This is a genomic window from Clostridium pasteurianum DSM 525 = ATCC 6013, assembly GCF_000807255.1.
Lineage (GTDB): Bacteria > Bacillota > Clostridia > Clostridiales > Clostridiaceae > Clostridium_I > Clostridium_I pasteurianum.
Genome location: NZ_CP009268.1, coordinates 3,672,368 through 3,696,387, shown reverse-complemented (window position 1 = coordinate 3,696,387; position 24,020 = coordinate 3,672,368). Strand labels below are relative to the sequence as shown.

Below are 24,020 nucleotides of genomic sequence, written 5' to 3'. Positions count from 1 at the left end.
TAATAAATTTATGATTGAGTTCTAAAACAGATTTAAAAAATTATAAATATATTATGGAGGGTATATATTATGAAAGTAGTTGCTTTTAATGGCAGTCCTAATAAGAATGGAAATACTTATGAGGCAATAAAGGTTGTAGCGGCAGAATTAGAAAAAGAAAATATAGAAGTAGAGATTATTCATGTGGGAAATAAGGTAATACGCGGCTGTTTAGCCTGTGGTGGCTGCAGTAGAAATATGAATGAAAAATGTGTTATACAAAATGATCAGGTCAATGAGTGGATTCAAAAAATGAAAGAGGCTGACGGTATAATTTTGGGTTCTCCTGTACATTATTCAGCTATAGCAGGAACGATGAAATCATTTTTAGATCGTGCATTTCTTGTGACTTCTGTAAACAATGGAATGCTTAGACATAAAGTTGGTGCCAGCGTAGTTGCAGTAAGAAGATCCGGTGGTGTTTCAACATTTAGTCAATTAAATAATTATATTAATTATTCAGAAATGGTAATGCCTACATCAAATTATTGGAATGTAGGTTATGGGACAGCACCAGGGGAAGTAGCCCAAGATGAAGAAGGAAATCAGATCATGAGAGTTCTAGGTAAAAATATGGCTTGGTTAATGAAAGTTGTTGATTTTGGAAAAGATCATGTAGAGGAAAGTAAAAAAGAAGATAAAATATTTATGAATTTTATAAGATAAGGTATTTCAAAATAAATATACGTATAGTTAAAAGCTGCTTATAATATATAAAGTATTTTCAAGCAGCTTTTAATATATTCATTTAATTAAATCATAATGTTTATAATGAGATTTGTAAAAAGAATTAATGATGTAGTATCAGCTATTGAACTTGAAATCGTAGTATTATTATAAAATTTCAGTTAATTCAAATAAATTTTTATTTTTTATTGACAAAACACAGGATGTGTTTTATTATGTAGTTAGGGAAAACCTAACAAACTAATGAGGTGATCTTGTGGACATCAACAAAAAACTTTATGATACCTATAAACAATTGATGGAAGTAAAGGGGCAGTGTTCCTGTAAACTTATTGATGAACTGAAGATGTCAGAATTAACTCTTCGTCAAATTGAATATATAAAAAAATTTGATCAGCAGGAATGTATTACTACCAGTAAGCTGGCTGAAATTTTAGACTTATCTAAACCGTCAGTTACAGAAATGATAAAGAAGTTCATTAAATTAGATTGTATATATAAGGAAAAATGTCATAAAGATGGTAGAGTTTATTATATTTATCTTACAGAAAGAGGAAAGTGTATTGCACGATTCGATGAATTGACTACTAAAAGAGTAGTGGATAGAATTATGGGAAGTCTCAATGAAGATGAAATTAATACATTAATAGACCTTTTATCAAAAGTTAAATAAGGAATAAAATAAATTTTTTTAACAATATAGTTAGGTTAATTTAAACTAACTATAATAATATAATATATAATTTGCAATTGAATCTGTACATTTAATAAGTGGTAGTAAGCAGAATAGACTTTTATAATTGGCATGATTCATTGTAATATATATAAATTTAGCATTAAAAGGTGAGGAGAATAAAAATGAGAGATGAAGTTATTGAAGTATTAGATGAGATTCGTCCAGCATTACAAAGAGATGGGGGAGATGTAAAATTTATAGACGTTACAGAAGATGGCGTTGTAAAAGTTGAATTACAAGGGTCCTGCAGCGGGTGTCCATTTTCCCAAATGACAGTAAAAAATTTAATTGAAACAGAACTAAAAAATAAAATTCCTGAAGTTAAGGCAGTTGTGGGAGTATAATTAAACTCATATTTTAAAGGAACACTAAGGCATCTTAGGCATATGAAAATAAATAGTAAGTCAAAGATGCGACGGATATTTTGAATCATATAAGGAAACAGGTGACCAGGATAGTGAGCTATCTGAGGGCTCTGTTGACGAAGTAGGATTAAAAATAAGCTAGCATACTGACTAGTTATTTATTTGAATGTGCCTCAATAAACAGAAGGATAAAGATGTCTTAGATCTAAAAATGATAAATTAGATTGCCTGACCAAGGTTTAAGCTAAAAGGATTGGAGATGATTGGAATGAAAGAATGGAACATAAATAGAGAACTACCTGTAGTTGTTATACCAAATACTGTTTTATTGCAGGGAAAGAACATAACAATAAGAACAAGTAAAGAGATCGGTAATCAATTTTATAATACAGTTGCACAAGATGGTTTTTATGGTATTTCATTAGCACTTAAAGAAATGGATAGTAAAAATATCATAAAGAAAGATAATTTTTATACTATTGGTACATTAATTAAAGTTGAAGATAGGAAAATATCAAAAGATGGATATGAATTTACTATAGATGTAGTTGAAAGAATTCAAGTAGAAGAATTTATTCCAGAAGGTGAAAATTATAGAGTAACCTTTAAGCTCATCCCTGACATTATAGACTTAAATGAAAAAAATCAAATAGAAATAATCAACTACATTAAATCTTTGATTTCTGAAATTAGTGAAAATTTTAGAGGAGCAGAATTTTATGTAGAATATATAAATAAGATGGATAATGTTACAGATATAATAGCTTATTTATTTCCATTTATGAAATTATCCTATGAAGAAAGACAGGAATTCCTTGAGATTCGTTCTTTAAAAGAGAAGAGCTTGAGAGCTTTAGACATACTAATAGATCAAAAGGAATCCATAAAATTTCAAATGGAGATAGCTGCAAAATTTAACGATAAAATAAATAAAAATTATAGAGAAAATATGTTAAGACAACAGCTTAAGGCCATTCAGGAAGAGCTAAATGAATCATCAGAAGGCAATGGAACAAAAACTAAAAAGGATTATAAGGCTTTAATAGAGGAAGCAAAGATGCCTGAAGATGTTAGAAAAATAGCATTAGATGAAGTAAGTAAACTAAATAGACAAGCACCTAATAGCTCAGAAGTTAATATTATTGAAAATTATCTTGACTTACTGATAAGTCTTCCTTGGAAGAAAAGTGAGATTAAAGATATAGATATAGAAGTTGCAAGAAAAATATTAAATGAGAGACATTATGGACTTGATAAAGTTAAAGACCGTATAATACAGCATTTAGTGGTTATGAAATTGAAACAGAACAAACAAGGATCAATTCTATTATTAGTGGGACCTCCTGGAGTTGGTAAGACAAGTTTGGGGAAGAGTATTGCGGAAGCTCTTAATCGTAAATATGTTAGAGTAAGCCTTGGAGGAGTAAGAGATGAAGCAGAGATAAGAGGACATAGAAGAACTTATATTGGTGCATTGCCAGGAAGAATTGTTCAGGGAATGAAACGTGCAGGAGAAAAAAATCCAGTGTTTATTTTAGATGAAATTGATAAAATGATGTCATCTGTAAGCGGTGATCCCGCTAGTGCACTGCTTGAAGTCCTAGATCCTGAACAAAACAATACCTTTTCAGATCACTATTTGGAAGTACCTTATGATCTATCAGATGTATTCTTTATTGCAACAGCAAATTCATTGAAAGATATACCTGGACCTTTGCTAGATCGTATGGAGATTATAGATATAAATAGTTACACAGGTCAGGAAAAATTCCACATTACAAAAGAGCATTTGTGGAGTGAAGTACTACAGGCACACGGATTAAATAATGATGAGCTTCAAATTGAAGATGAAGCTTTAAAGGCTATTATTGATAAATATACTAGGGAAGCAGGTGTAAGAGGTCTTAAACGTCAATTGGCCGCAGTGGCAAGGGCGGTATCCGAAAAGATTGTCCTTGGCAAAGTAGATTTACCTTATGTGGTTAAAGAGGACATGCTCTTTGATATTCTAGGACATGAAATTGCCGATCATGATAAGGTTGGTGAAAATAATCCACCAGGAGTTGTAACAGGACTCGCTTGGACTCCAGTAGGAGGAGAAATTTTATTTATTGAAGGTGTGCTTATGCCTGGAAATGGGCAATTGATCCTTACAGGACAACTAGGAGATGTAATGAGAGAATCTGCGAAGATTTCTCAAAGTCTTATTCGTTCAAGATTGGCCTTTAGTTCAAAAAATGTTGAATTTAATAAAAATGACTTGCATCTTCATGTGCCAGCAGGAGCTATTCCGAAAGATGGACCTTCTGCAGGAGTAGCATTATTTACTACCATTGCTTCACTGGTAACAGGACATAAAGTGGACCCAAAACTGGCAATGACAGGAGAAATCTCATTGAGAGGTGCAGTACTTCCTGTAGGAGGAATTAAAGAAAAAGTATTAGCAGCTCATCGTGCAGGAATAAAACGTGTTATTTTACCAAAAGGTAATGAAAAAGATATAATGGATGTTCCTAAAGAAGTTAGAAGTGAACTGCAATTCATTCTTGTGGAAACTATTGAAGATGTTATAAAAGAAACTATAGGTATAGAACTTCCAAGACCAGCTGTTTTGGATATGACAGCAGGAGCTGTGGGTGAAGTTAGAATATAAAATTAGTTGGCTAAATGTTAATTTTTTCAATAATATATTGACATAAAAAGAAAAATTAAAGATAATATATATAGTAAACAAATATAAATAATATATATTATTAAATTCCAAGCATGAAAGTAACAAACAATTAATTATAATAGTATGGTTGACTAGATAACTAGAGACTAATCTTTCTTAAAGAAATTTCAGAAAGATTGGTCTTTTTATTTGTGTAAATTTAAAAATAAAGAATCAACTATGTATAAATTAACTATAACAATAATGATAAATTATTTTTAAACTTTAAAGATCGGGGGGTATATCAGTGCTATGAGTAATTTTATAAATAAATTAACAAATACTAAGATAGACCGAAGAAAATTTCTCAAGGGGAGCGCAGCTGTAGTAGCAGCTGTAGCAGGCTTGCCGCTAGTAGCTTATGATAACACATTAAAGGAAACTACACTGGATGAAAAAGATGTAGCTCATATTAACACGGATAGTGGAAAATGGGTTGCAGCAGCCTGCTGGCATAATTGCGGAGGAAAATGTTTAGTTAAAGCATTAGTAGTTGATGGGGTGGTGGTACGCCAAAAAACAGATGATTTAAGAGAGGATACTGATGATAATCCTCAACAAAGAGCTTGTTTAAGAGGAAGAGCAGAGCAATTTGAGGCACAGGGTGCTGATAGATTGAAGTATCCTATGAAACGTAAACATTGGGAACCTGGTGGAGGAGATAAATCTCTCCGTGGAAAAGATGAATGGGAGAGAATTTCATGGAGTGAAGCATTAAAATACATAGCAGATGAAATTACACAGATCAAAAATAAGCATGGAGTGGAAGCTATTTTTTCTACAAGTGGTGAACCTGGACCTTTACTAAATAAATTAGGTTCTTATGTTTCACATTGGGGTACAAGCTCCTATGGAGCATGGTATGCAATTCCACATATTTTGGGAATAGGAGATGGAATTTTAGTGCGAGATGCAGTAAATGATAGATTCGATTTGCAAAATTCGGAACTTGTTGTTGGATTTGGTTTAAATCCTGCCTGGTCAGCCATGGGAAATGCAACGCATTGGTATCTGGAAATGAAGAAAAAGGGATGTAAATTTGTAATTATTGATCCAGTATATACAGATACAGCAGCTACTTTAGAGGCTGAATGGATTCCAATTAGGCCTGGAACAGATATGACAATGCAGTTAGCAATGGCATACACAATGCTGGAGGAAGATGATCCTGTAACAAACCCATTAATTGATTGGGAGTTTCTAAATCACTATACCTATGGTTTTGATGCTGAACATATGCCGCCAGATGCAGAGCTAAATGAAAACTTTAAAGATTATTTGCTTGGCAGATATGATAATGTTCCTAAAACTCCTGAGTGGGCGGAAAAAATTTGCAGCGTACCAGCTGATACAATTCGTAAGCTGGCACGAAGAATAGGCAAAAATGTAAAAGTAGCATTATTAACTACCTGGGCACCTGCACGTACTCATGATAGTGATTCCATGCCTCAATTATTTATAACATTGGGTGCTATGGGCGGACATATTGGTAAAACTGGACATGCTACTGGGACATCCTGCTGGAATAATGCTGCTAATTTTGGAAAAGCATTAGTGGTTGCCGGCAGTGATGGTATGGTATCAAAGGCGAAGACTTATAAACCTCTTTATTTAAATGATACAGAAGGCTGGAAAGCTATTTTGGAAGGAAGTTATAATCCATCCTCAGTCTTTCCTTCTATTAATGGTAAACCAGCTGATTGGAAAAAAGTAGTGTCAAAAGTAGATTTGAAAAAGAAAATTGAGAGAAAATCAATTAATATCCAGATGATATGGCATAGTGGAAGTGCACTTCTTCAGACACGTGAAGGCATGAAGCAGGGTATAGAAGTACATAGAAAAGTAGAATTTGTATTAAGTCAGTCTTCATTTCTAACTACAAATTCAAAATATGCAGATATTGTTCTTCCTATTACTACTTGGTGGGAACGTGAAGGAAATTTTCCCTCTTCTGGCTGCAACCGTGATATTATGCTGGTATACAGCAATGTAATAAAACCTATTTATGAAGCGAAGGATGACGAATGGGTAAACCTTCAGCTTGGTAAATTGCTAGGTGTGTCAGAAAAAGATATGTATCCTATAAGTCAAAAACAAAGATTCTTTAATAAGTTAGCAAATTCTACCGTAATAAATAAGGAAGGTACAGCTTATGAATCTTTATTAGAGATTACAGCTAAAGATATAGAAGAGTGGGGGTGTGAGGGTAAGCCGCAATCAGGAAGAGTTCCTTTAAAGAAATTTTTAGAAGATGGTATTTATCAGGTGGAAAGACATGCGGGAGATAATTATGGGAATATTGCCTATGAAAAATTTATAAAAGATCCTGTAAAAAATCCTTTAAATTCTAAAACAGGTCTCATTGAAATTTACTCTCAGACAAAGGCTGATGTTTTATACAGTCAGGGTTATAATGAAGTTTCACCTCTGCCAAAATATGTGTCGCCAAGGGATGGGTATGAAAGTACATATTCAGATTTTCATGATAAGATTAAAGGGAAATATCCTTATCAGTTAATAAATCCTCATTATATCAGACGATCTCATTCTATTTATGATAATGTTCCATGGCTTAGAGAGGCTTTGAAGCAGCCTGCCTATATTTCAAAGAAAGATGCTGATAAAAAGAGAATTAAAAATGGAGATACTGTTTTAATTACAAGTGCCTATGGTAAAACACTTCGTCCTGCTTATGTAACAGAACGTATTGCTCCAGGGGTTATCGGTCTTCCACATGGCGCCTGGGCAGATATAGATGAATCTAATGAAATTGACAAAGCAGGGGCAGATAATTATTTATGTGGTAATATCTCCACAGGTGGAGGAGTTTCAGGATGGAATACGCAAAATGTAAACTTAGAGAAGTGGACAGGATCTCCATTGCCAGATGATGTGGATGTTCCGCAGCGAATTATATTTTAGGCATGTGAAAATAAATAAGAAGTCAAAGATGCGACGAATATTTTGAATTCAACAAGGAAACAGGTTCTGATGATAGCCTAAGCTATCAGAAGGTTCTGTTGACACAGTGGGATTCAAAATAGGCTAGCATACTGACTTAGTTATTTTTTAAAGATGACTTAAAGAAAGGTGTGAAATAAAATGAGTCAATATGGATTTTATTTTGATATGACAAAATGTATAGGATGCCGTACCTGTCAAATTGCATGTAAGGATAAAAATCGCTTGGAAGTGGGAAGTTTGTTTCGTAATGTAAAAACATACGAAACAGGTACTTTTCCCAATCCAAGTATTTATCATCTTTCTACTACTTGTAATCATTGTAAAAATCCTAAGTGTGCAGAAGGTTGTCCAACTGGAGCATTGCATAAGGTGGAACAAAACGGGATTGTAGATTATGAGCCGGATATGTGTATTGGATGCAAATATTGTATCTGGAATTGTCCTTATGGAGTACCACAGTATGTAGAGGATGAAGGAATTATAAACAAATGTGATGCATGCAAGGACTTGGTAGCTAAAGGGCAAAATCCAGCCTGCGTAGATGCTTGTCTTATGCGCTGTATTGAATTTGGCGAACTAGATGATTTAAAGAAAAAGTATGGCAAAGATGCAGTTAGTGAACTACCAATTTTACCATCAGCGTCTGTTACAAATCCATCGGTATTGATTAAGCCAAGAAAAGCAGCATATTCAAAGGTTTATGTTGAAAGAGAGGTATAACGTATGTCGGAATTAGGATTGCTAATATTTTCTATAGGAATTGAATCATCAGTAGGCATTATATTATTTTTAGCTATTATTAAATTAAAAAATAGAGATAGTATTAAAAAACTACCTATTATTATAGCAGCAGCATTCATAATTATTGCTGTATTTGCATATTGGTTGAATCTAGGTCAGCCATTTAAAATGGTGAACACTTTAAAAAACATTAAAAGCTCTTGGTTGTCTAGGGCAATTTTATTTTCTGGAATATTGGTAGCTTTAAATGTAATAAATACTATTGTTACATTTGTGAAACCTTCCCAAAGAATAACACAGATTATACTTACATTATTAGCAGTGGCTATAGGTCTTACAGGATTATCTAAAGAAATTTTATTCTTTGGAATATTAATAGCATTAATTGTGGCAAATGTTATAATAACATTTGTAAAACCTTCCTCAAGGCTTACACAAAATATATTTATCTGGTTATCATCAGTTATAGGCATTATAGATATAGCTATCATTGGAAATGTTTATACATTTACAGGTATTCCTTCTTGGAATGGCATAGGGACCTTTATAAATTTTTATACTAGTGTAATTTTGATTGGAGGAATATTATATTATTCTTCTGATTATAGATATCAGACAGAAAAGTCTAAAAAATTTATTGGTACAGCAATATTTTTGGCATTTATAATACAAATTGTAAGTGAAGTTTTTTATAGGTACAATTTATCTACATTAGGAACAGTATCTGCTAGTGGGAGCAGTATATTGGTTATATTAAAATATTTATTTGCAGTTTTTGCAGTTATATTTTTCTTCTGGAAGGGTATTTCAGGGAAAAAATATAATGGAATAAATTTGATAAGGGTGGGAAATGAAGCAAAGCTTTTAGCTGTTCTTTTTATAATAGTGTCAGCGATTATAAGTAAATATTTGTTCTATGCAGTATTTATAACCACTAAGATTGGAGAAATTTAACATGATAGATCAAAGAGAAAGTATTGAAATACTTATTGCAAGCAGAACTTATTTGTATGGAATATTTCACAATATATTTGGTGCTGAACCAAGCCGTGAACAATTAAAATTAGTAACCGCTCACACTACCACAGATGCTTTGGAGTTATTGGATATGGAAGATAATCATTCCATGGTGGATGCAGCAGAATTTTTGAAATCTATTGCCTATAAAATAAAGGATGATTTTATTGATAAACTTAAAATGGAGTATACAAGATTACTTATAGGACCGGAAAAAATGCCAGCCCCTCCCTGGGAATCTGTATATATAACAAAGGAACGTATTTTATTCAGGGAAAGCACTTTACAAGTCCGTAAAATTTATATGAAGCATGGCATTATTCCCACCAGATATCTTCATGTAGCAGATGACCATATTGCACTGGAATTAGAATTCATTTTCTGCTTAAGCAAAAAAATGCAAAAGGAATTTGAAAATGAAAATATGGAAATAGTAGTTCAACTGTTAAAGGATCAAAAAAATTTCTTGGAATATCATCTTCAAAAATGGATTCCTGATTTTGCAAATGCAATGCAAAAGTCAGATTCTAAATTATATTATCCAGAGATGGCTAATATTTTGAAGGAATTTTTAGTTATTGATTACGATATTATTATTGAGGTATTAGATAATATAAATTTAAAGAGGTGAATTGTTGTAAAACGTAAAATAATACCTATAAGTATTTCATACTGTTGATGAAACTGCTATATAGTATGAACAGTATGAAAATTTAAGTACTGAGTGCTATACGAATTAAAGTAGCTTCAACAAAATTTTAGTATATTGAACGGAAAATTAACCAAACTTATAGAGTTTTATAAGGTTTTGACAACGGTACTATAATGTTAAATGATCTGTTAACTAATTATTTATTCAATAAATTAATAGATGAAAATCATCCAACTATTGAATATGATGGTTGTATCAATAAAAATCAGAGGAAAAAGGTATGTACAGCATGTCAGACATTCTGCAGTCAGGGAATAATAAAATCTACAAATTTAAAAAAGATTGATTGGTATAAATGTATTAATTGTAATATATGTGTTTCTGTATGTCCATCAAGAACGATACGATCTTCTTCTAGTACCATGAATAAAATTCTAAATATTATATATGAAGTAAAGGGAGAGGAGATTATTTTAGCATGTCACAAGGAAGAAATATCTGTGGATATAAAATTACATTGTATAGCTTCCTATCCCTGGGAGATATTGGCTTGTTTAGCTTTAGAAAGACCAGTAATAATTGTCAGAAGAAGTTGTGATAGTTGTTCAGAAAAGTCTTCTGATGAAAAATTAATAGAAATAAAGCTAAAACGTGTAAGAGAATTTTTGGGAGAGGAATTATACAATAAGCGCATTATTATCAACGATATTGGGTCAGCAATGCCTCAAAAACATTTTTCTAGAAGGGATATGTTTGCATTTATATTGAAAAAAACAAAGGCGACAATTACTACTCTGCTGCCAGAAGATGCAAGTATTAAATTAGATGGAATACTTTATAGGAAAGTATTACTAAACAGATTAAAAAATATTAAATATCTGAATATTGATCAAAAAAAATTTGGATGGTATACACCTGTATTTGGCAGTAGATGCTGGGGGTGTGGAATTTGTGAAAAAGTTTGTCCTCAAAAAGCAATTCATATTTCTGAAGGAGAAAAGGGCACAAGGATTATAAATCATACTGTATGGAAATGTGACAGCTGCAGAGTATGTGAAAATGTCTGTATAAATAAAGCAATTGAAGGGATGAAATTAGTATATATTTACAATGCTTTTCTCCCAGTAAAAACAAAAATTAAGTCGGCAGTTTGTAAAGAATGTGGTGCACCTGTAAAGCCGGAGGCAGAAGAAGAGCTTTGCATGTCATGTTATAGTAAAAAGAAATACTTGAAACCAATTTAGTTATGGATGAGATTGTCTCAAAATGATTTTAGAAATCAGTAGGAAAGAAATCTCTTTTATATTGTTAAATGATGCTGTATTACAATAAATATATACATTGTAATACAGCTCTAATTTTAGAAGGATAAATTATATTATTATTGCATCAGATTCGTTTTTTAACTAATTTACATGCTAAAATACTGATTTCATAGAGAATTATAATGGGTATAGCCATTGAAATTTGGGAAACCACATCAGGTGGAGTTAATATGGCTGCAATAACAAATATAGCAAATATAACATATTTTCTATATTTTGAAAGCTTGCTGACAGTAATTATGCCTAATCGTGTTAAAATAATAAGTACTATTGGAAGTTCAAAAGTTATTCCAAAGGGTAGTAGAAAACTAAATAGGAAATCTACATATTTGCTTATGGAAATCATGGGAGTTGCCGAAGTACCACTGGTATAAACAAAAAAATTAATGGATAAATTTAGTACAACTAAATAGGCAAATACTACTCCCAAAATAAATAGGAAAATACCTGAAATAAACAGACTGCCAAATATTAATCGTTCTTTCGGGTAAAGAGCTGGTTTTAAAAAAGTCCAAACTTGCCAAAAAATAATTGGTGATACTACAATTACACCGGCAATTAAAGAAACCTTAACTTGTGAAGTAAAGGATTCAGACAATCCAGTATAGATAATTTCAATATGCATAGTTTTTAAAGGCCTAACTATAAAATCCATTATGTAGGTTACAAAAAAGATAAGAATTATATTAAAAGCAGCACCTATAGAAATAGAAATTATTAATAACATTTTACGCAGATCTTTTAAGTGATCTAATATAGTTTTTGGGGTTCCTAATTTATTGTCATTAAATTTTTCATATATTAGGAATTTAAAAATTTTTTGTATAAAAATATTGCCCGGCAGGGCTTGAAAAATCTAATGTTAGAAGTTTGAGGAAAATATTACAAGTAATATTTTGGAATAGGATTTTTGATATAATTATTAGCAAATTTAGTGATTGGTGATGATTATGCAAGGTGTTATAAAACAAATATTTGTGGATAATTGGGAAAAATTCAGTGAGATATATAAAGGGAAAATTAGAGCTAACATAAGTAGAGAAGTTGATAAGATGATTAATTGTAAATCCTTAGATAATGGATTTATTGAGTTTAAGTGTGAAAATTGTGGTCATATAAAAAGAGTTGGATTTAGCTGTAAAAGTAGATTTTGTACCTCATGTGGTAAGAAAAAATCTGAAGAATGGTCTGATGAAATGGTGGCAAGACTTATTAACTCAAAGCATAGACATATGGTATTTACAATTCCACAGGAACTTAGAATATATTTTGCTAGGGATAGAAAACTATTATCATTATTACCTAAATGTTCAGCAAAAGCAATTATGAGCTGGTTTAGAGATTTAAATAAAAAAGAATGTTTTACACCAGGAATAATCTCAGTAATTCATACTTTTGGAAGAGACTTAAAATGGAATCCACATGTTCACTTAATTGTCACCGAAGGTGGTGCTGGAGAAATTACAATTTGGAGGAATACAAAACATATAAATTATACAGCACTAAGGAAAAGATGGCAAAAAATATTGTTAGACGAAATAGGAATTAATCTTAAAAGTGGAAAAAAAGAATTTAAAAAATTAAAAAATAAGCTATATAAAAGGTTAGAGAATGGATTTTATGTATATGGAAAAGGTGAAATAAAAACAGCAAAGCAAGCAGGAAAGTATGTTGGAAGATATACAGCAAGACCAGCTATCGCTGAATCAAGAATAATAAAGTATGATGGTAAAAAAGTAACTTTTCGTTATGAAAGACATGAAGATGGTGAAGAAGTTGTAGAGGAAATAGATGTTATTGATTTTATAGGTAGAGTAATAAGACACATACCAGAAAAGAATTTTAAGATGATAAGATATTATGGAATATATGCTAAAAACACAAGACATAAAAATAAATTTTTTAAGTTGGTAAATGAAAAAGTTGCTGAGTTCAAAAGAAAAATTAATAATTGGCAAACAAGAATACTTCTTACATTTGGAGTGAATCCATTAAAATGTGAAAAGTGTGGAACACAGATGAAATTTCATGATATATACTATAAAAATGTAAGTGTAAGAGAAAAATTTAAAGAGAAAATAATAGGTGAAAACAAAATAAAAATTGAAGAGATAATGTACAATTATGGTGTGATTAAGGGAATAATTCGTGATAAAATAGAGCCATTATATGTATAAAGGAAGGTAGTTATTATGGCTAAAAAGAATAAAAAAATAAAAGATAAACAAAGGGCAAAATATAAAGCTAAATTGAAAGAAAATTTAATTGAAGAAGACGGAGTCTTATATATATGTACAGAATGTGGAGTTGAAGAATATATACCAAGGGATGTAGTTGAGATGTTTGATGAAATAGATGATGAAAATGTAATTGAACCTCCTACATTTAGTTGCGAGAAATGCGGAGCTATAATGAGACCAAGAAAATATGACGGAGTTCATGGTATAACTTATGAGTATTAAAATGCGGAGCATCAATATGCTTCGCAAAGGTTTTAGCTTTATAAAAATATTATGAAATAGATATGCTAAGAAATGGGTCTAATTAAAGGGCTTCGCCCAAAAGAAGTTGAGCGAAGCGAAATAACGCGGCTGTGGCCGCTTTTTTATTATAAATATGGATATGTTCTTCTAATTTATGCTTTCTCTTTATCATCAGATTCAGCCTTCTTAACTGTTTCTTTGTTATTATCTTTTATTTCTTCTTTGAACTCTTTTATACTTTTTCCAAGAGATTTACCCACGTTGCCAAGTTTCCCACCGCCAAAAAATATTAGTGCAAGCAATATAAGTAATAAAATTTCTGCTTTTCCAAATCTCATAAATTTTCCTCCTCATAGTATGATTATAAATTAAATAAGTTTTTCATTATGATTTTCTTTGATATAAATTAAGTTTTTAATTTATGTAATTCTTATGTAAAAATTATATGAATCAGAAATTACTTGATTTTTTTAATGTCTTTTCAGTTGATTTCAATTTCTCTTTTACGTCGTTTATTTCATTGTCAATATCATTTAACGGATTAACATTTTTTACTGTCTGTTGAATTTTACTTTTTACATTACTGATTTCAGTTAATTCTGAATCTAAGTTTACAGATTGTGTTATTTCACCTATAATACCATGAAAATACTTCAAGGCACGGGCAAGTGCTCTGGCAACTTTAGGTAAGTCCTGAGGACCAACTACAAGGAAAGCAATCAATAGAATTAAAATTAATTCACCAAAGCCAATATTAAACATAATAAATTTCCTCCTTTTCTATATGGAAAAATTACTTTTATTAACAAAAAATAAATATTAAAGATTAAAATAAAAAATATTTTAATAATTATTAAATTTAAATAAAATAAAAGGCTAATTTTTTCTTAAATATTTTTAAGAAAAAATTAGCCTCTAGTTTTTCTAGTCAACCATAATATTTTTATTTGTTTAATATATTTATATTATCCTTATTTTTTCCCTTTATGTCAATATGATTATAAACAAAACTGGTATTTATCTAAAAATTATTTTATTTAATTACAAATTTACAAAATTTATTTAAAACATATTGACATAATATAAAAAATGGTGATAATATATATCTTACTAAACACATAAGAATAATATGTTATATTGCTATTAAATTCTAAATTGGAATCATAATAATTATTTAGTTGACTAGAAGACACTAGAGACTAATTTTTCTTAAGCTTATTTCAGAAAAATTAGTCTCTTGTTTATATTATAGGGGGCTTAGTATGAATTTTTATAATGTAGTATCTGTAGAAGAGGCAAAGAATATTATAAACTGTAACTTTAAGTTAATTTTAAAAACAGAATTGATAGATATTAAAGAGTGCAATGGCAGAGTGTTATCCAAGGATATTACATCACCTTTAAACATTCCTGGATTTAAAAGATCTATGGTGGATGGATATGCTGTTAAGTTTAGAGATCTTCAGGGTGCTAGTGAAAGTATGCCTTCCTTGCTTGATTTAAAAGGAGAAGTTAAAATGGGGAAAATGCCAGTTAAATCACTAGAGTATCCAGGTGAATGTATGTATATACCAACTGGAGGAATGCTTCCTGAGGGTACTGATAGTGTGATTATGATAGAATACATAGATAAAATGGATGATGCTACTGTACTTGCCAATAAGTCTATTTCCTTTGGAGAAAATGTATTGAATGAAGATGAAGATGTGGAATTTGGAGAAACTGTGCTGAAACAGGGAACAATACTGAAACCTTACGGCATAAGTATGCTATCCAGCTTAGGAATCACTAAAGTACAAGTATTTTGTAAACCGAGGATTGGAATAATTTCTACAGGAGATGAAATTGTATCTCCTGAAAAACAGCCGCAGCTTGGTGAAATTAGAGATATTAACTCTTATCTTATTTATTCTTCGGTTATTGAAGATGGTGGACAACCTATACTATATGGGATCATTAAAGATAATTATGAAGAATTATTTGAAACTGTTAAAAGAGCTGTAAATGAATGTGATTTAGTGCTAGTATCTGGAGGCAGTTCTGTAGGGAAAAAAGATGAAACTGCAAAGGTTATTGATGAACTTGGAGCTCATGGAATACTTTTTCATGGAATATCTATAAAGCCAGGTAAGCCAACTATACTTGGGAAGATAAAAGATAAGCCTATCTTTGGTCTTCCAGGGCATCCACTTTCCTGTGCTGTGGTTTATAGAATACTAGTTAGATACATTATTAATGCAATGATGGGATTTGAGGATGTGGATTATCCTATTCCCTGTAAATTCAACATGAATTATCATAAAGCTAAGGGAAGAGAAGAATATCTTCCAGTTACTATTAACAATGTGAATGGAGAATATATAGCTGCACCTGTTTTGAGTAAATCTGCAGCTATCAGTGGATTTACAAAAGCATGGGGTTACATAAAAATCAATAAAAATGTGGAAGGAGTTTATGAACATGAAAAAGTATATGTTTATAAATTTCAGAGGTGATCATTATGGTGCAAAAAGTATATTTGTCAAATTATGAATTAAAAGAAGCTCTCAGTGAATATTTGGGAAGAATAAAACATTCATTTTTAAATAAGGAATTGCTAAATACAGAAGAAGCCTTAGGAAGGGTTACTTCAGAAGCAGTTTATTCAAAAATATCTTCTCCCTTCTATAATTGTTCTGCTATGGATGGTATTGCTGTCCAAAGCTTAAAAACTATAGGTGCTTCTGAAAAGAGGCCTATTACACTAGAAGAAGGCAAGGATTATTTAGTTGTAGATACAGGTGATCCAATTCCAAGAGAATATGATTGTGTAATAATGGTTGAGGATACAGTTAAAATAGATGGAGATAAAGTTAAAATATATAAAAGTGCAGCACCCTGGCAGCATATAAGGCCATTAGGTGAAGATATAGTTGAAAATCAACTTATTGTACCCTCTGGGCATATGATAAGACCGGTGGATATAGGAGCAATGTTAGCAGGAGGAGTAAATACCGTTGAAGTGTATAAAAAGCCTTTAATAGGTGTTATTCCAACCGGCACTGAACTTGTAGATCCGGGCAGCAATCTTAAAATAGGAGATATAATTGACTTTAATTCAAGAGTATTTAGTGCTCAAGTTACTCAATACGGCGGGATACCAAAACGATATGGGATAGTTAAGGATAATTATGATATTTTAAAAAGTATCTTAAAAAAGGCTGTTTCAGAATGTGATATAGTGATAATAAATGCGGGTTCTTCTGCAGGTAGGGAGGACTATACCAGCGATGTGATTTCGGATTTAGGAGAAGTTTATATACACGGTGTATCTATAAAGCCAGGTAAACCAGTTGTCCTGGGAGAAGTTGAAAACAAGCCGGTTCTTGGAATTCCTGGATATCCAGTTTCCGCTTATTTTATAATGGATAAGATTCTCAAAGTAATTATAGAAGGATATCAGGGAAAGAAAACTGAAAAAGTACAAAGGCTAGAGGCTACTCTATCGAGAAGAGTTATGTCTTCCTTAAAGTATTTGGAATTTGTGAGAATGAAGCTTGGATATGTGGGAAATAAATTCATTGCTACCCCACTTTCAAGAGGGGCAGGGTCTACCATGTCTCTTGTAAGAGCAGATGGAATATTGGAAATTCCACAAAATGTAGAGGGGATTGAGGCTGGAAGCAAGGTACAAATAAGCCTTATGAAAAATATAGATGAAATTAAAAATACTATTGTTTGTATAGGAAGCCATGATCCTATATTGGACATACTTTCCGATCTGATTCATGTAAAAAATCCTGATTATTACTTATCATCTGCTCATACTGGAAGTATGGGAGGTATAATGGCACTGAAAAATGGAGAAACCCATATCGCTCCAATTCATCTATTGGATATGGAAAGTGGAAAATATAATATTTTTTACATTAATAAATACTTAAAAGGTAAAAATATAGCCTTAATAAAGGTAGTAAATAGAATCCAAGGGCTTATGGTTCAAAAGGGAAATCCATTGTGCCTTAAAGAAATCTCAGACATATACAAAAAAGGTGTACGTTTTGTAAATAGACAAAGAGGAGCAGGCACAAGGCTGTTATTAGATTATTATTTGAAAAAATTAAATATTTCTCCAAAAGATATTAACGGATATGAAAGAGAGGAATTTACTCATCTGTCTGTAGCTGCAGCAGTAGCCAGTGGAGATGTAGACTGCGGTCTTGGAGTATATTCAGCAGCAGAGATTATGGGTCTTGATTTTATTCCAGTGTGCAATGAAGAATACGATTTTGCAGTGCCTGAAGAATATTTGGAAATGGAGACTATTAAAGAGTTAATTGATATTATGAAAAGCAATATATTCTTAAAAGAACTGGATAGGCTTGGAGGCTATGATTATTCAAGTATTGGCAGGGTAATAACACATAATGATAAAAAGTTGACTTTTGCAAAGAAAGTAGATAAAGATGTTCATTTAAAAGCTATTGATAGAGTTTAAAGTTAAACATTAATTATTGAAATTTATTAGTTTGAAAGTTTTACAATAGATGTAAACAAAGCAACATATGGGGTATATTGTAAAAGATAAATAGCTGTCTTTAAAGGGGGAAGAGTAGTGGCCAGTATTGTTGCATTAAACATAAGTGAGAAAAAAGGAATCGCAAAACATACTATTGAAAAGGGATATTTTAAAGTTGATTATGGGTTATTAGGTGATGTCCACGCTGGAAGCGGAGCTAGGCAGGTAAGTTTACTTGGTCAAGAGAGTATAGATAAGATTAACAAATTAAAAATAAAGGGATTTTGCAATGCTAAGTTTGTGGAAAATATTACTAGTGAAGGAGTAGTTTTTCATGAACTTTCTGTGGGAAAAAATCTTAAGATTGGAGAAGTTATTTTAGAAATTACTCAGATAGGTAAGGAATGCTATCAAGGATGTAAAATAAAAATAAGAAATTCAACAGGCACCTGTGCTATGTCAAAAGAAGTTATATTTGCCAGAGTACTGAGGGATGGGTGGATAAAATCAGGAGATGAAATTCAATTGTTATGATATTGGATATTACTAAATAATTTATGTGAAAATAGAGTGCCTAACAAAGTGTTTTTATACATTGTAAGGCACTTTTTTAATTAATTTTATTTGGCTTTATTCAATGCATTTTGAGTTGCATCAATAATGCCTTTACTGCTATAAGTTGCTCCAGATACAGTATCAACTGAACTTGTTGATTGAGTTGAAATTATTTTATTTGGAATAATATTTTCCACATTTTTATAAAAGTCTGGAGTATCTTCAGTTGATATTGTTTTGATAGCATTAATTTTACTATTTTTTATAGTAACAGAAACTTTTGTTGTACCGCCATTAAAGCCTATACCAGTTCCTGGGTAATCTCCATCCTTATATTTAATTCCTTGTGAAACAGTACTGGATATTACTGCATTGGAAGAAGCTAAGCCTTTCTGAATTGAGATTGAATTTCCAAAATTAGTTATGCCATATATACCTGCAAAAATAGCTACAACAAAAGAACTGGCTGTTGCTGAATTAACTTCTGTATTAATTATATTTACATGTGGATTTTCCCTATGACAGGTTTCTACACATCTTAAGCAATTTATACATTCTCCTCCACGGATGTTATCTATACTATAAAGTTTTAATCCCATTGAACAATTATTTGTACATATTCTACAATTACCACATTTCTCAGTTGGTTTGCTTATTTTTAATATACTTATTTTAGAGATTAAAGAAAACACAGCACCTAAAGGACACAAATATCTGCAAAAAAATCTTTCAATAAAAATATTTCCTATAAGTATCAAAATTAAAAATATAAAGCCAATAGTTATAGTAGATATTACAGTGGAGAAATTAGTTATCTGCGCAAAAGCATCCCAAGGACTTGTGCCGTTTAGAATGTCATTTTTACCAGTAAGTATAAAAATTAGAATTAAAGCTAATATTCCATATTTTATATATTTGAGTATAGAATCAAGTTTTTCACTAATTTTAAAATCAGTTTTTAATATTTTTTTTGAAGCTATATGTATCCAATCATTAAAGCTGCCAAAAGCACAAAACCATCCACAGAAAAATCTACCCATTAAAATAGTAAAAATAATTGCTACTGTAAATTCTATTAAACCAGGAAGAGATTGAATAAAATTAAAATTTCCTCTGATGATCATCTGGAAAATAGATTTTAATTCACTAAAGGCCAATATGTATACACCGGGTAAAAGAAAAAATAAGATTATCTGTATGATATGCCTGAAGATTTGTATTTCCTTTATTTTTTTTGACATGTTTACAACTCCTTTTAGAATAATTTTTAAATATAGGTTATATTAAATATTTATAAAATTTGTAAATATTAATTTCTAATTTATTTACATAATATAAAAAGGCTAATTTTTTCTCAAATTGTTTTGAGAAAAAATTAGCCTCTAGTATTTCTAGTCAACCATAATTACAATTTTGTTTAATATTTTCTATAAGTGTTTTAAAAGAAATAGCTATCAGTATGCTGATTCATTTTTTATATCTTTAGTCTTATTATCATTTTAATATATTTATATTATCATTATTTTTTTATTTTATGTCAATACGATTATAAAAAAAGTTGGAATTTACTTAAAATTTATATTAAAATTATAAATTTTGAAAATATATAAATTATATTTCATATTTAACAATAAATTATATATTTATTTTAGAATAGTAAAATAAATATTAGTTTGTTATGTGTTTATTGACTTTAATTAAATAATTCACTTATAATTCATTTAAAGTATAACAAGGGGGTTCATATACTGAATTTTAAAATTTAGTATACTGATTACAGCAATTTAAAAATAAAAGGGGAGATTTTATGGTAATAGATATTAATGAGAAGACAATAAATTTAGTTAAAAATCCAGTATTTAAAGAATATGCATCCTTTTATCTGGATATTTTAAAGAATTTTATTGAACAGGTAGAGCAATACGGAATTTCTTTTGATAAAAATGAAGAGATAAGTATAGAGACAAAAAAGGTATTAAATCGCTTAAAACAAAAACAAATTATTTTTCGCAATGATGATAAAAGTATTTATAATAATTTTATATCTCCTGCCTGTGAGGCTTGCGCTAAGGGCATTGGAAGTGTAACTACATATATTTCTTTGATGTGCCATAGAAATTGCTATTATTGTTTTAACGCAAATCAGGAAGAGTATGAATCGTTTCATAATAGTAAAAGAGATTGGAAATCACAATTAAAACATATCATAAAAACAGAGAAAAATATTAATTATATGGCTCTTTCAGGAGGTGAACCACTCTTACATAAGCAAGATACTGTTGAGTATTTTAATTATATTAAAAATTACATGAAAAATGTACATACAAGATTATATACCTCTGGTGATCTATTGGATGAAAAGCTTGCTAAAAAATTGTGTGAAGCAGAATTAAGAGAAATACGTTTTAGTATTAAATTAGAAGATGGTTTAGAATTACACAATACAGTATTGAAAAAAATAGCACTTGCTCGTCAATATATACCTGAGGTATTTGTAGAAATGCCTGTTATTCCAGGAACCTTTGAAGAAATGAAGCAATTAATATTTGATTTAGAAAAATTAAATGTAGATGGAATTAATCTCTTAGAATTTTGCTTTCCATATAACAATAGAGATGAATATGTAAAAAGAGGATTTAAGCTAAAATATCCACCTTTCAAAGTACTTTATAATTACTGGTATTCTGGTGGCTTGGCTGTATCTGAAAGTGAGCTTTTAAGTTTAAAATTATTAGAATTTATATTGGATAACAATTTGAAAATAGGTGCACATTACTGTTCGTTGGAAAATAAACATACTGGCCAGATATATAGACAAAATACAATTTATAAAGCTTCATTGAAAAACACAATTTTTTCAAACAGAGATTATTATTTAAAGACAGCTAAGGTATTTGGAAAGGATATTTCAGAGGTAATATCAGCATTTAGTAAAAATGGAATAGAAGATTATGAAGAAAATAAGGAATATGGCTTTATCCAGTTTGAACCAGAGAAAATTAAGTATTTGAAAGGTACTGAAATAGAAGTGGCTATTTCCTATAATATTACAGAGAAAAGAGATAATATGACCTGTTTAAGGGAATTAAAAGTTGATTATACGACGCCGGAAATGTTTAGTTTAAAAGATATATAAGTTTGAATTTTTTGTTGGAATTATTTAAGTGATTTTTAAATAAATATTGGATTTACTAAAAACCATATTGACATAATATGATAGAACAGAGATAATATATATCGTACTAAATATATAAGAATAATGTGTATAATTAAAACTTCGAAATCAAACTTTAATATTATGGTTGACTAGAGCACTAGAGACCAATTTTTCTTAAAAGAGTTTAAGTTTAAGAATAATTGGTCTTTTTATGTGTTTTAAATTTGAATATAATATTTGAGTTTCATAAGATTATAGAATTTAATTAGAAAAGATGAGAAAAAGGACGTGAACTTATGTCAAAGATACTTTTTTTGAATATTTCAGCCTATGGTCATGTTAATCCAACATTGGGATTGGTAAATGAATTGGTAAATCAAGAAAATGAAGTTATATATTTTTCTTCAGAAGAATTTAGAGAAAAAATTGAAAAGTCAGGTGCAGTATTTAAAACTTACAAAGGAGAATTAAATCCTTTAAAAATGCAGCATAATAAGGGCAAGGAAACTGGCATCAATAAATTGATGAATTTTGTAAATAAAATTCTTAATTGTAGTATTGAGATTATAGATGATATTTTGTATCAAACTAAAGATATAAAATTTGATTACATAGTTTATGATTCTATAATACCTATAGGAAATGTTATTGCTAAAATATTAGATATTCCATCTATTTCTTCTTTTGCAGTGTTTGTTACTCCAAAGGAACGTATGATGGGTAAGATCTATTCCATTGAAGATTTGATAAAAGATCATCCAATTATTCAAACGCATAAAGAAGTCTCTGGAAATTTAAAGAAAACTTATAATGTAGAATTATCTGATGATATAAGTGAATTGTTCTTTAATAAAGGTGATACAAATATTGCATATACTTCTAAGTATTTTGTTTCACATATTGAGTATTATGATGATAGTTTTAAATTCATAGGTCCGCCAATATATGATAGAAAAGAGAATTTAGATTTTCCCTTTGAAAGGCTGCAGGGGAAGAAAGTTATATACATTTCCCTGGGAACTGTATTTAACAATATGCATATTAATCTTTATGATATATTCTTTGAAAGTTTTAAAGATAGTGATGCTGTAGTAGTTATGACTGCATACAATATAGATATTTCCAAGTTTAACATACCTGAAAATTTCATAGTTAAAAATTATGTTCCTCAATCACAAATTTTAAAATATGCAGATGTGGCGGTAACACATGCAGGAATGAATAGTATTAGTGATTTACTGTATAATAATGTGCCATTTGTGGCAATACCTATAGGAGGAGATCAGCCCTATATGGCAAAAAGGGCATCGGAACTTGGCGCAGCTATTTCTCTTGATAAGGACAAACTTACTGCAGAAATTTTAAAAACTTCTATTGGAAAAGTTTTAACAGATTCAAATTATGTTGAAAATATTAAAAAGATAAGTGATTCTTTTAAGGAATCAGGCGGCTATGAGAAAGCAGTTGAAGCAATTTTTATATAGCAGAGAAAGATTTTTATTAGTTGTGATAATTGAAAGAAATATATAATATATTTCCCATATCAAATACATTTTCCCTGTAAAGTTTATAATAACAAATAGTAAAGCAATTGCAAGTAATCACAGAAAACATTGACAAGATACAGCTGTTTATATAATCTATAGATGTAGATGGTGATTATTAATATTTGATTGGAGATAAAGCTATGAGAAAATGTATGGATGTTCCAAAAGTACAAGCGAGATTAAAAAGAATTGAGGGACAGGTACGAGGAATTTCTGAAATGGTAGATAAAGATGTTCCCTGCGAAGATGTTTTAGTACAGATTAATGCTGCAAAATCTGCTTTACATAAAGTTGGACAAATAATTTTAGAGGGACATTTACAGCATTGTGTTCGAGAAGGAATCGAACATGGCGATGCAGAAAAAACTATTGCAGAATTTGCAAAGGCAGTAGAACATTTTTCGCGTATGGGATAAAAAGAATTGTAATCTCCTTGTAGCTATACAGATAACTATCACATTAGATTAAGAAAAATAGTTTCATAAATATAGTTTGTAACAAATTGTAAATTACCTTTAGTGATATTTTTTGCTAAAGGTTT

The 24,020-nt window shown here is 30.3% G+C and carries 21 protein-coding genes; 17 read left to right on the top strand and 4 right to left on the bottom strand.

The annotated features are described in order from the left end of the window. Positions 1-69: 69 nt before the first annotated feature. The 9 genes from CLPA_RS16625 to CLPA_RS16585 all read left to right on the top strand — a co-directional run bounded on the left by CLPA_RS16625 (position 70) and on the right by CLPA_RS16585 (position 11,158). Positions 70-705 carry a flavodoxin family protein gene (locus CLPA_RS16625; protein ID WP_003446377.1) on the top strand — a complete coding sequence of 212 codons (636 nt, stop codon included), beginning with the start codon at positions 70-72 and terminating at the stop codon, positions 703-705. 277 nt (positions 706-982) lie between these two features. Continuing rightward, on the top strand, positions 983-1,399 hold the full coding sequence (locus CLPA_RS16620) for a MarR family winged helix-turn-helix transcriptional regulator (protein ID WP_003446380.1): 417 nt from the start codon (positions 983-985) through the stop codon (positions 1,397-1,399). 185 nt (positions 1,400-1,584) lie between these two features. Beyond that, positions 1,585-1,806 carry a NifU family protein gene (locus tag CLPA_RS16615; RefSeq protein WP_003446383.1) on the top strand — a complete coding sequence of 74 codons (222 nt, stop codon included), beginning with the start codon at positions 1,585-1,587 and terminating at the stop codon, positions 1,804-1,806. Positions 1,807-2,095: 289 nt separating this feature from the next. Continuing rightward, positions 2,096-4,480 carry an endopeptidase La gene (lon, locus tag CLPA_RS16610; RefSeq protein ID WP_003446386.1) on the top strand — a complete coding sequence of 795 codons (2,385 nt, stop codon included), beginning with the start codon at positions 2,096-2,098 and terminating at the stop codon, positions 4,478-4,480. Positions 4,481-4,792: 312 nt separating this feature from the next. Continuing rightward, positions 4,793-7,462: a molybdopterin-dependent oxidoreductase gene (locus CLPA_RS16605; protein WP_003446387.1), complete on the top strand. Its 2,670-nt coding sequence runs from the start codon at positions 4,793-4,795 to the stop codon at positions 7,460-7,462. 180 nt (positions 7,463-7,642) lie between these two features. Next, positions 7,643-8,224, top strand: coding sequence for a DMSO/selenate family reductase complex B subunit (locus tag CLPA_RS16600; protein WP_003446391.1), 582 nt, complete (start codon positions 7,643-7,645; stop codon positions 8,222-8,224). A 3-nt stretch (positions 8,225-8,227) separates the two neighbouring features. Continuing rightward, positions 8,228-9,199 carry a DmsC/YnfH family molybdoenzyme membrane anchor subunit gene (locus CLPA_RS16595; protein ID WP_003446392.1) on the top strand — a complete coding sequence of 324 codons (972 nt, stop codon included), beginning with the start codon at positions 8,228-8,230 and terminating at the stop codon, positions 9,197-9,199. Position 9,200: 1 nt separating this feature from the next. Further along, positions 9,201-9,893 carry a TorD/DmsD family molecular chaperone gene (locus CLPA_RS16590; protein WP_003446394.1) on the top strand — a complete coding sequence of 231 codons (693 nt, stop codon included), beginning with the start codon at positions 9,201-9,203 and terminating at the stop codon, positions 9,891-9,893. A gap of 194 nt (positions 9,894-10,087) precedes the next feature. Then, positions 10,088-11,158: a 4Fe-4S dicluster domain-containing protein gene (locus CLPA_RS16585; protein ID WP_003446396.1), complete on the top strand. Its 1,071-nt coding sequence runs from the start codon at positions 10,088-10,090 to the stop codon at positions 11,156-11,158. Positions 11,159-11,303: 145 nt separating this feature from the next. On the opposite strand, the gene tatC is transcribed toward CLPA_RS16585, so the two are convergent. After that, positions 11,304-12,041 (bottom strand): twin-arginine translocase subunit TatC, encoded by a 738-nt coding sequence (gene tatC / locus CLPA_RS16580; RefSeq protein ID WP_071167530.1) that lies wholly within the window; start codon positions 12,039-12,041, stop codon positions 11,304-11,306. Between the two features lie 148 nt (positions 12,042-12,189). Between tatC and CLPA_RS16575 the strand changes: the two genes are divergently transcribed. Together CLPA_RS16575 and CLPA_RS16570 are read left to right on the top strand one after the other, a co-directional pair. Further along, positions 12,190-13,416 (top strand): IS91 family transposase, encoded by a 1,227-nt coding sequence (locus CLPA_RS16575; RefSeq protein ID WP_003444845.1) that lies wholly within the window; start codon positions 12,190-12,192, stop codon positions 13,414-13,416. Positions 13,417-13,431: 15 nt separating this feature from the next. Further along, positions 13,432-13,701, top strand: coding sequence for an SIR2 family protein (locus CLPA_RS16570; protein WP_003444843.1), 270 nt, complete (start codon positions 13,432-13,434; stop codon positions 13,699-13,701). A gap of 173 nt (positions 13,702-13,874) precedes the next feature. Here CLPA_RS16570 and CLPA_RS16565 read toward each other — a convergent pair whose 3' ends face one another. Together CLPA_RS16565 and CLPA_RS16560 are read right to left on the bottom strand one after the other, a co-directional pair. After that, a complete protein-coding gene (locus tag CLPA_RS16565) occupies positions 13,875-14,060 on the bottom strand; it encodes a twin-arginine translocase TatA/TatE family subunit (protein ID WP_003446404.1) in 186 nt (61 codons plus the stop codon). Positions 14,061-14,172: 112 nt separating this feature from the next. Next, complete coding sequence (locus tag CLPA_RS16560) at positions 14,173-14,484, bottom strand: twin-arginine translocase TatA/TatE family subunit (RefSeq protein WP_003446405.1); 312 nt, start codon at positions 14,482-14,484, stop codon at positions 14,173-14,175. Between the two features lie 500 nt (positions 14,485-14,984). Between CLPA_RS16560 and CLPA_RS16555 the strand changes: the two genes are divergently transcribed. From CLPA_RS16555 to CLPA_RS16545, 3 genes are all read left to right on the top strand, one after another. After that, positions 14,985-16,217, top strand: coding sequence for a molybdopterin molybdotransferase MoeA (locus tag CLPA_RS16555; RefSeq protein ID WP_003446406.1), 1,233 nt, complete (start codon positions 14,985-14,987; stop codon positions 16,215-16,217). Between the two features lie 5 nt (positions 16,218-16,222). Beyond that, complete coding sequence (locus CLPA_RS16550; RefSeq protein WP_003446407.1) at positions 16,223-18,199, top strand: molybdopterin biosynthesis protein; 1,977 nt, start codon at positions 16,223-16,225, stop codon at positions 18,197-18,199. Positions 18,200-18,316: 117 nt separating this feature from the next. Continuing rightward, the gene (locus CLPA_RS16545; RefSeq protein WP_003446408.1) at positions 18,317-18,754 is read left to right on the top strand and encodes an MOSC domain-containing protein; all 438 of its coding nucleotides are present in this window, start codon (positions 18,317-18,319) and stop codon (positions 18,752-18,754) included. Between the two features lie 86 nt (positions 18,755-18,840). Here CLPA_RS16545 and CLPA_RS16540 read toward each other — a convergent pair whose 3' ends face one another. Further along, entirely contained in the window at positions 18,841-20,016 is a 1,176-nt protein-coding gene (locus CLPA_RS16540; RefSeq protein WP_003446409.1) for a 4Fe-4S binding protein, read from the bottom strand. A gap of 566 nt (positions 20,017-20,582) precedes the next feature. Here CLPA_RS16540 and CLPA_RS16535 point away from each other — a divergent pair. The 3 genes from CLPA_RS16535 (at position 20,583) to CLPA_RS16525 (ending at position 23,895) form a co-directional block, all read left to right on the top strand. Continuing rightward, positions 20,583-21,911: a radical SAM protein gene (locus CLPA_RS16535; RefSeq protein ID WP_003446410.1), complete on the top strand. Its 1,329-nt coding sequence runs from the start codon at positions 20,583-20,585 to the stop codon at positions 21,909-21,911. Between the two features lie 317 nt (positions 21,912-22,228). Continuing rightward, the gene (locus CLPA_RS16530) at positions 22,229-23,416 is read left to right on the top strand and encodes a macrolide family glycosyltransferase (RefSeq protein WP_003446418.1); all 1,188 of its coding nucleotides are present in this window, start codon (positions 22,229-22,231) and stop codon (positions 23,414-23,416) included. A gap of 203 nt (positions 23,417-23,619) precedes the next feature. Further along, a complete protein-coding gene (locus CLPA_RS16525; RefSeq protein ID WP_003446419.1) occupies positions 23,620-23,895 on the top strand; it encodes a metal-sensing transcriptional repressor in 276 nt (91 codons plus the stop codon). Positions 23,896-24,020: the final 125 nt, after the last annotated feature.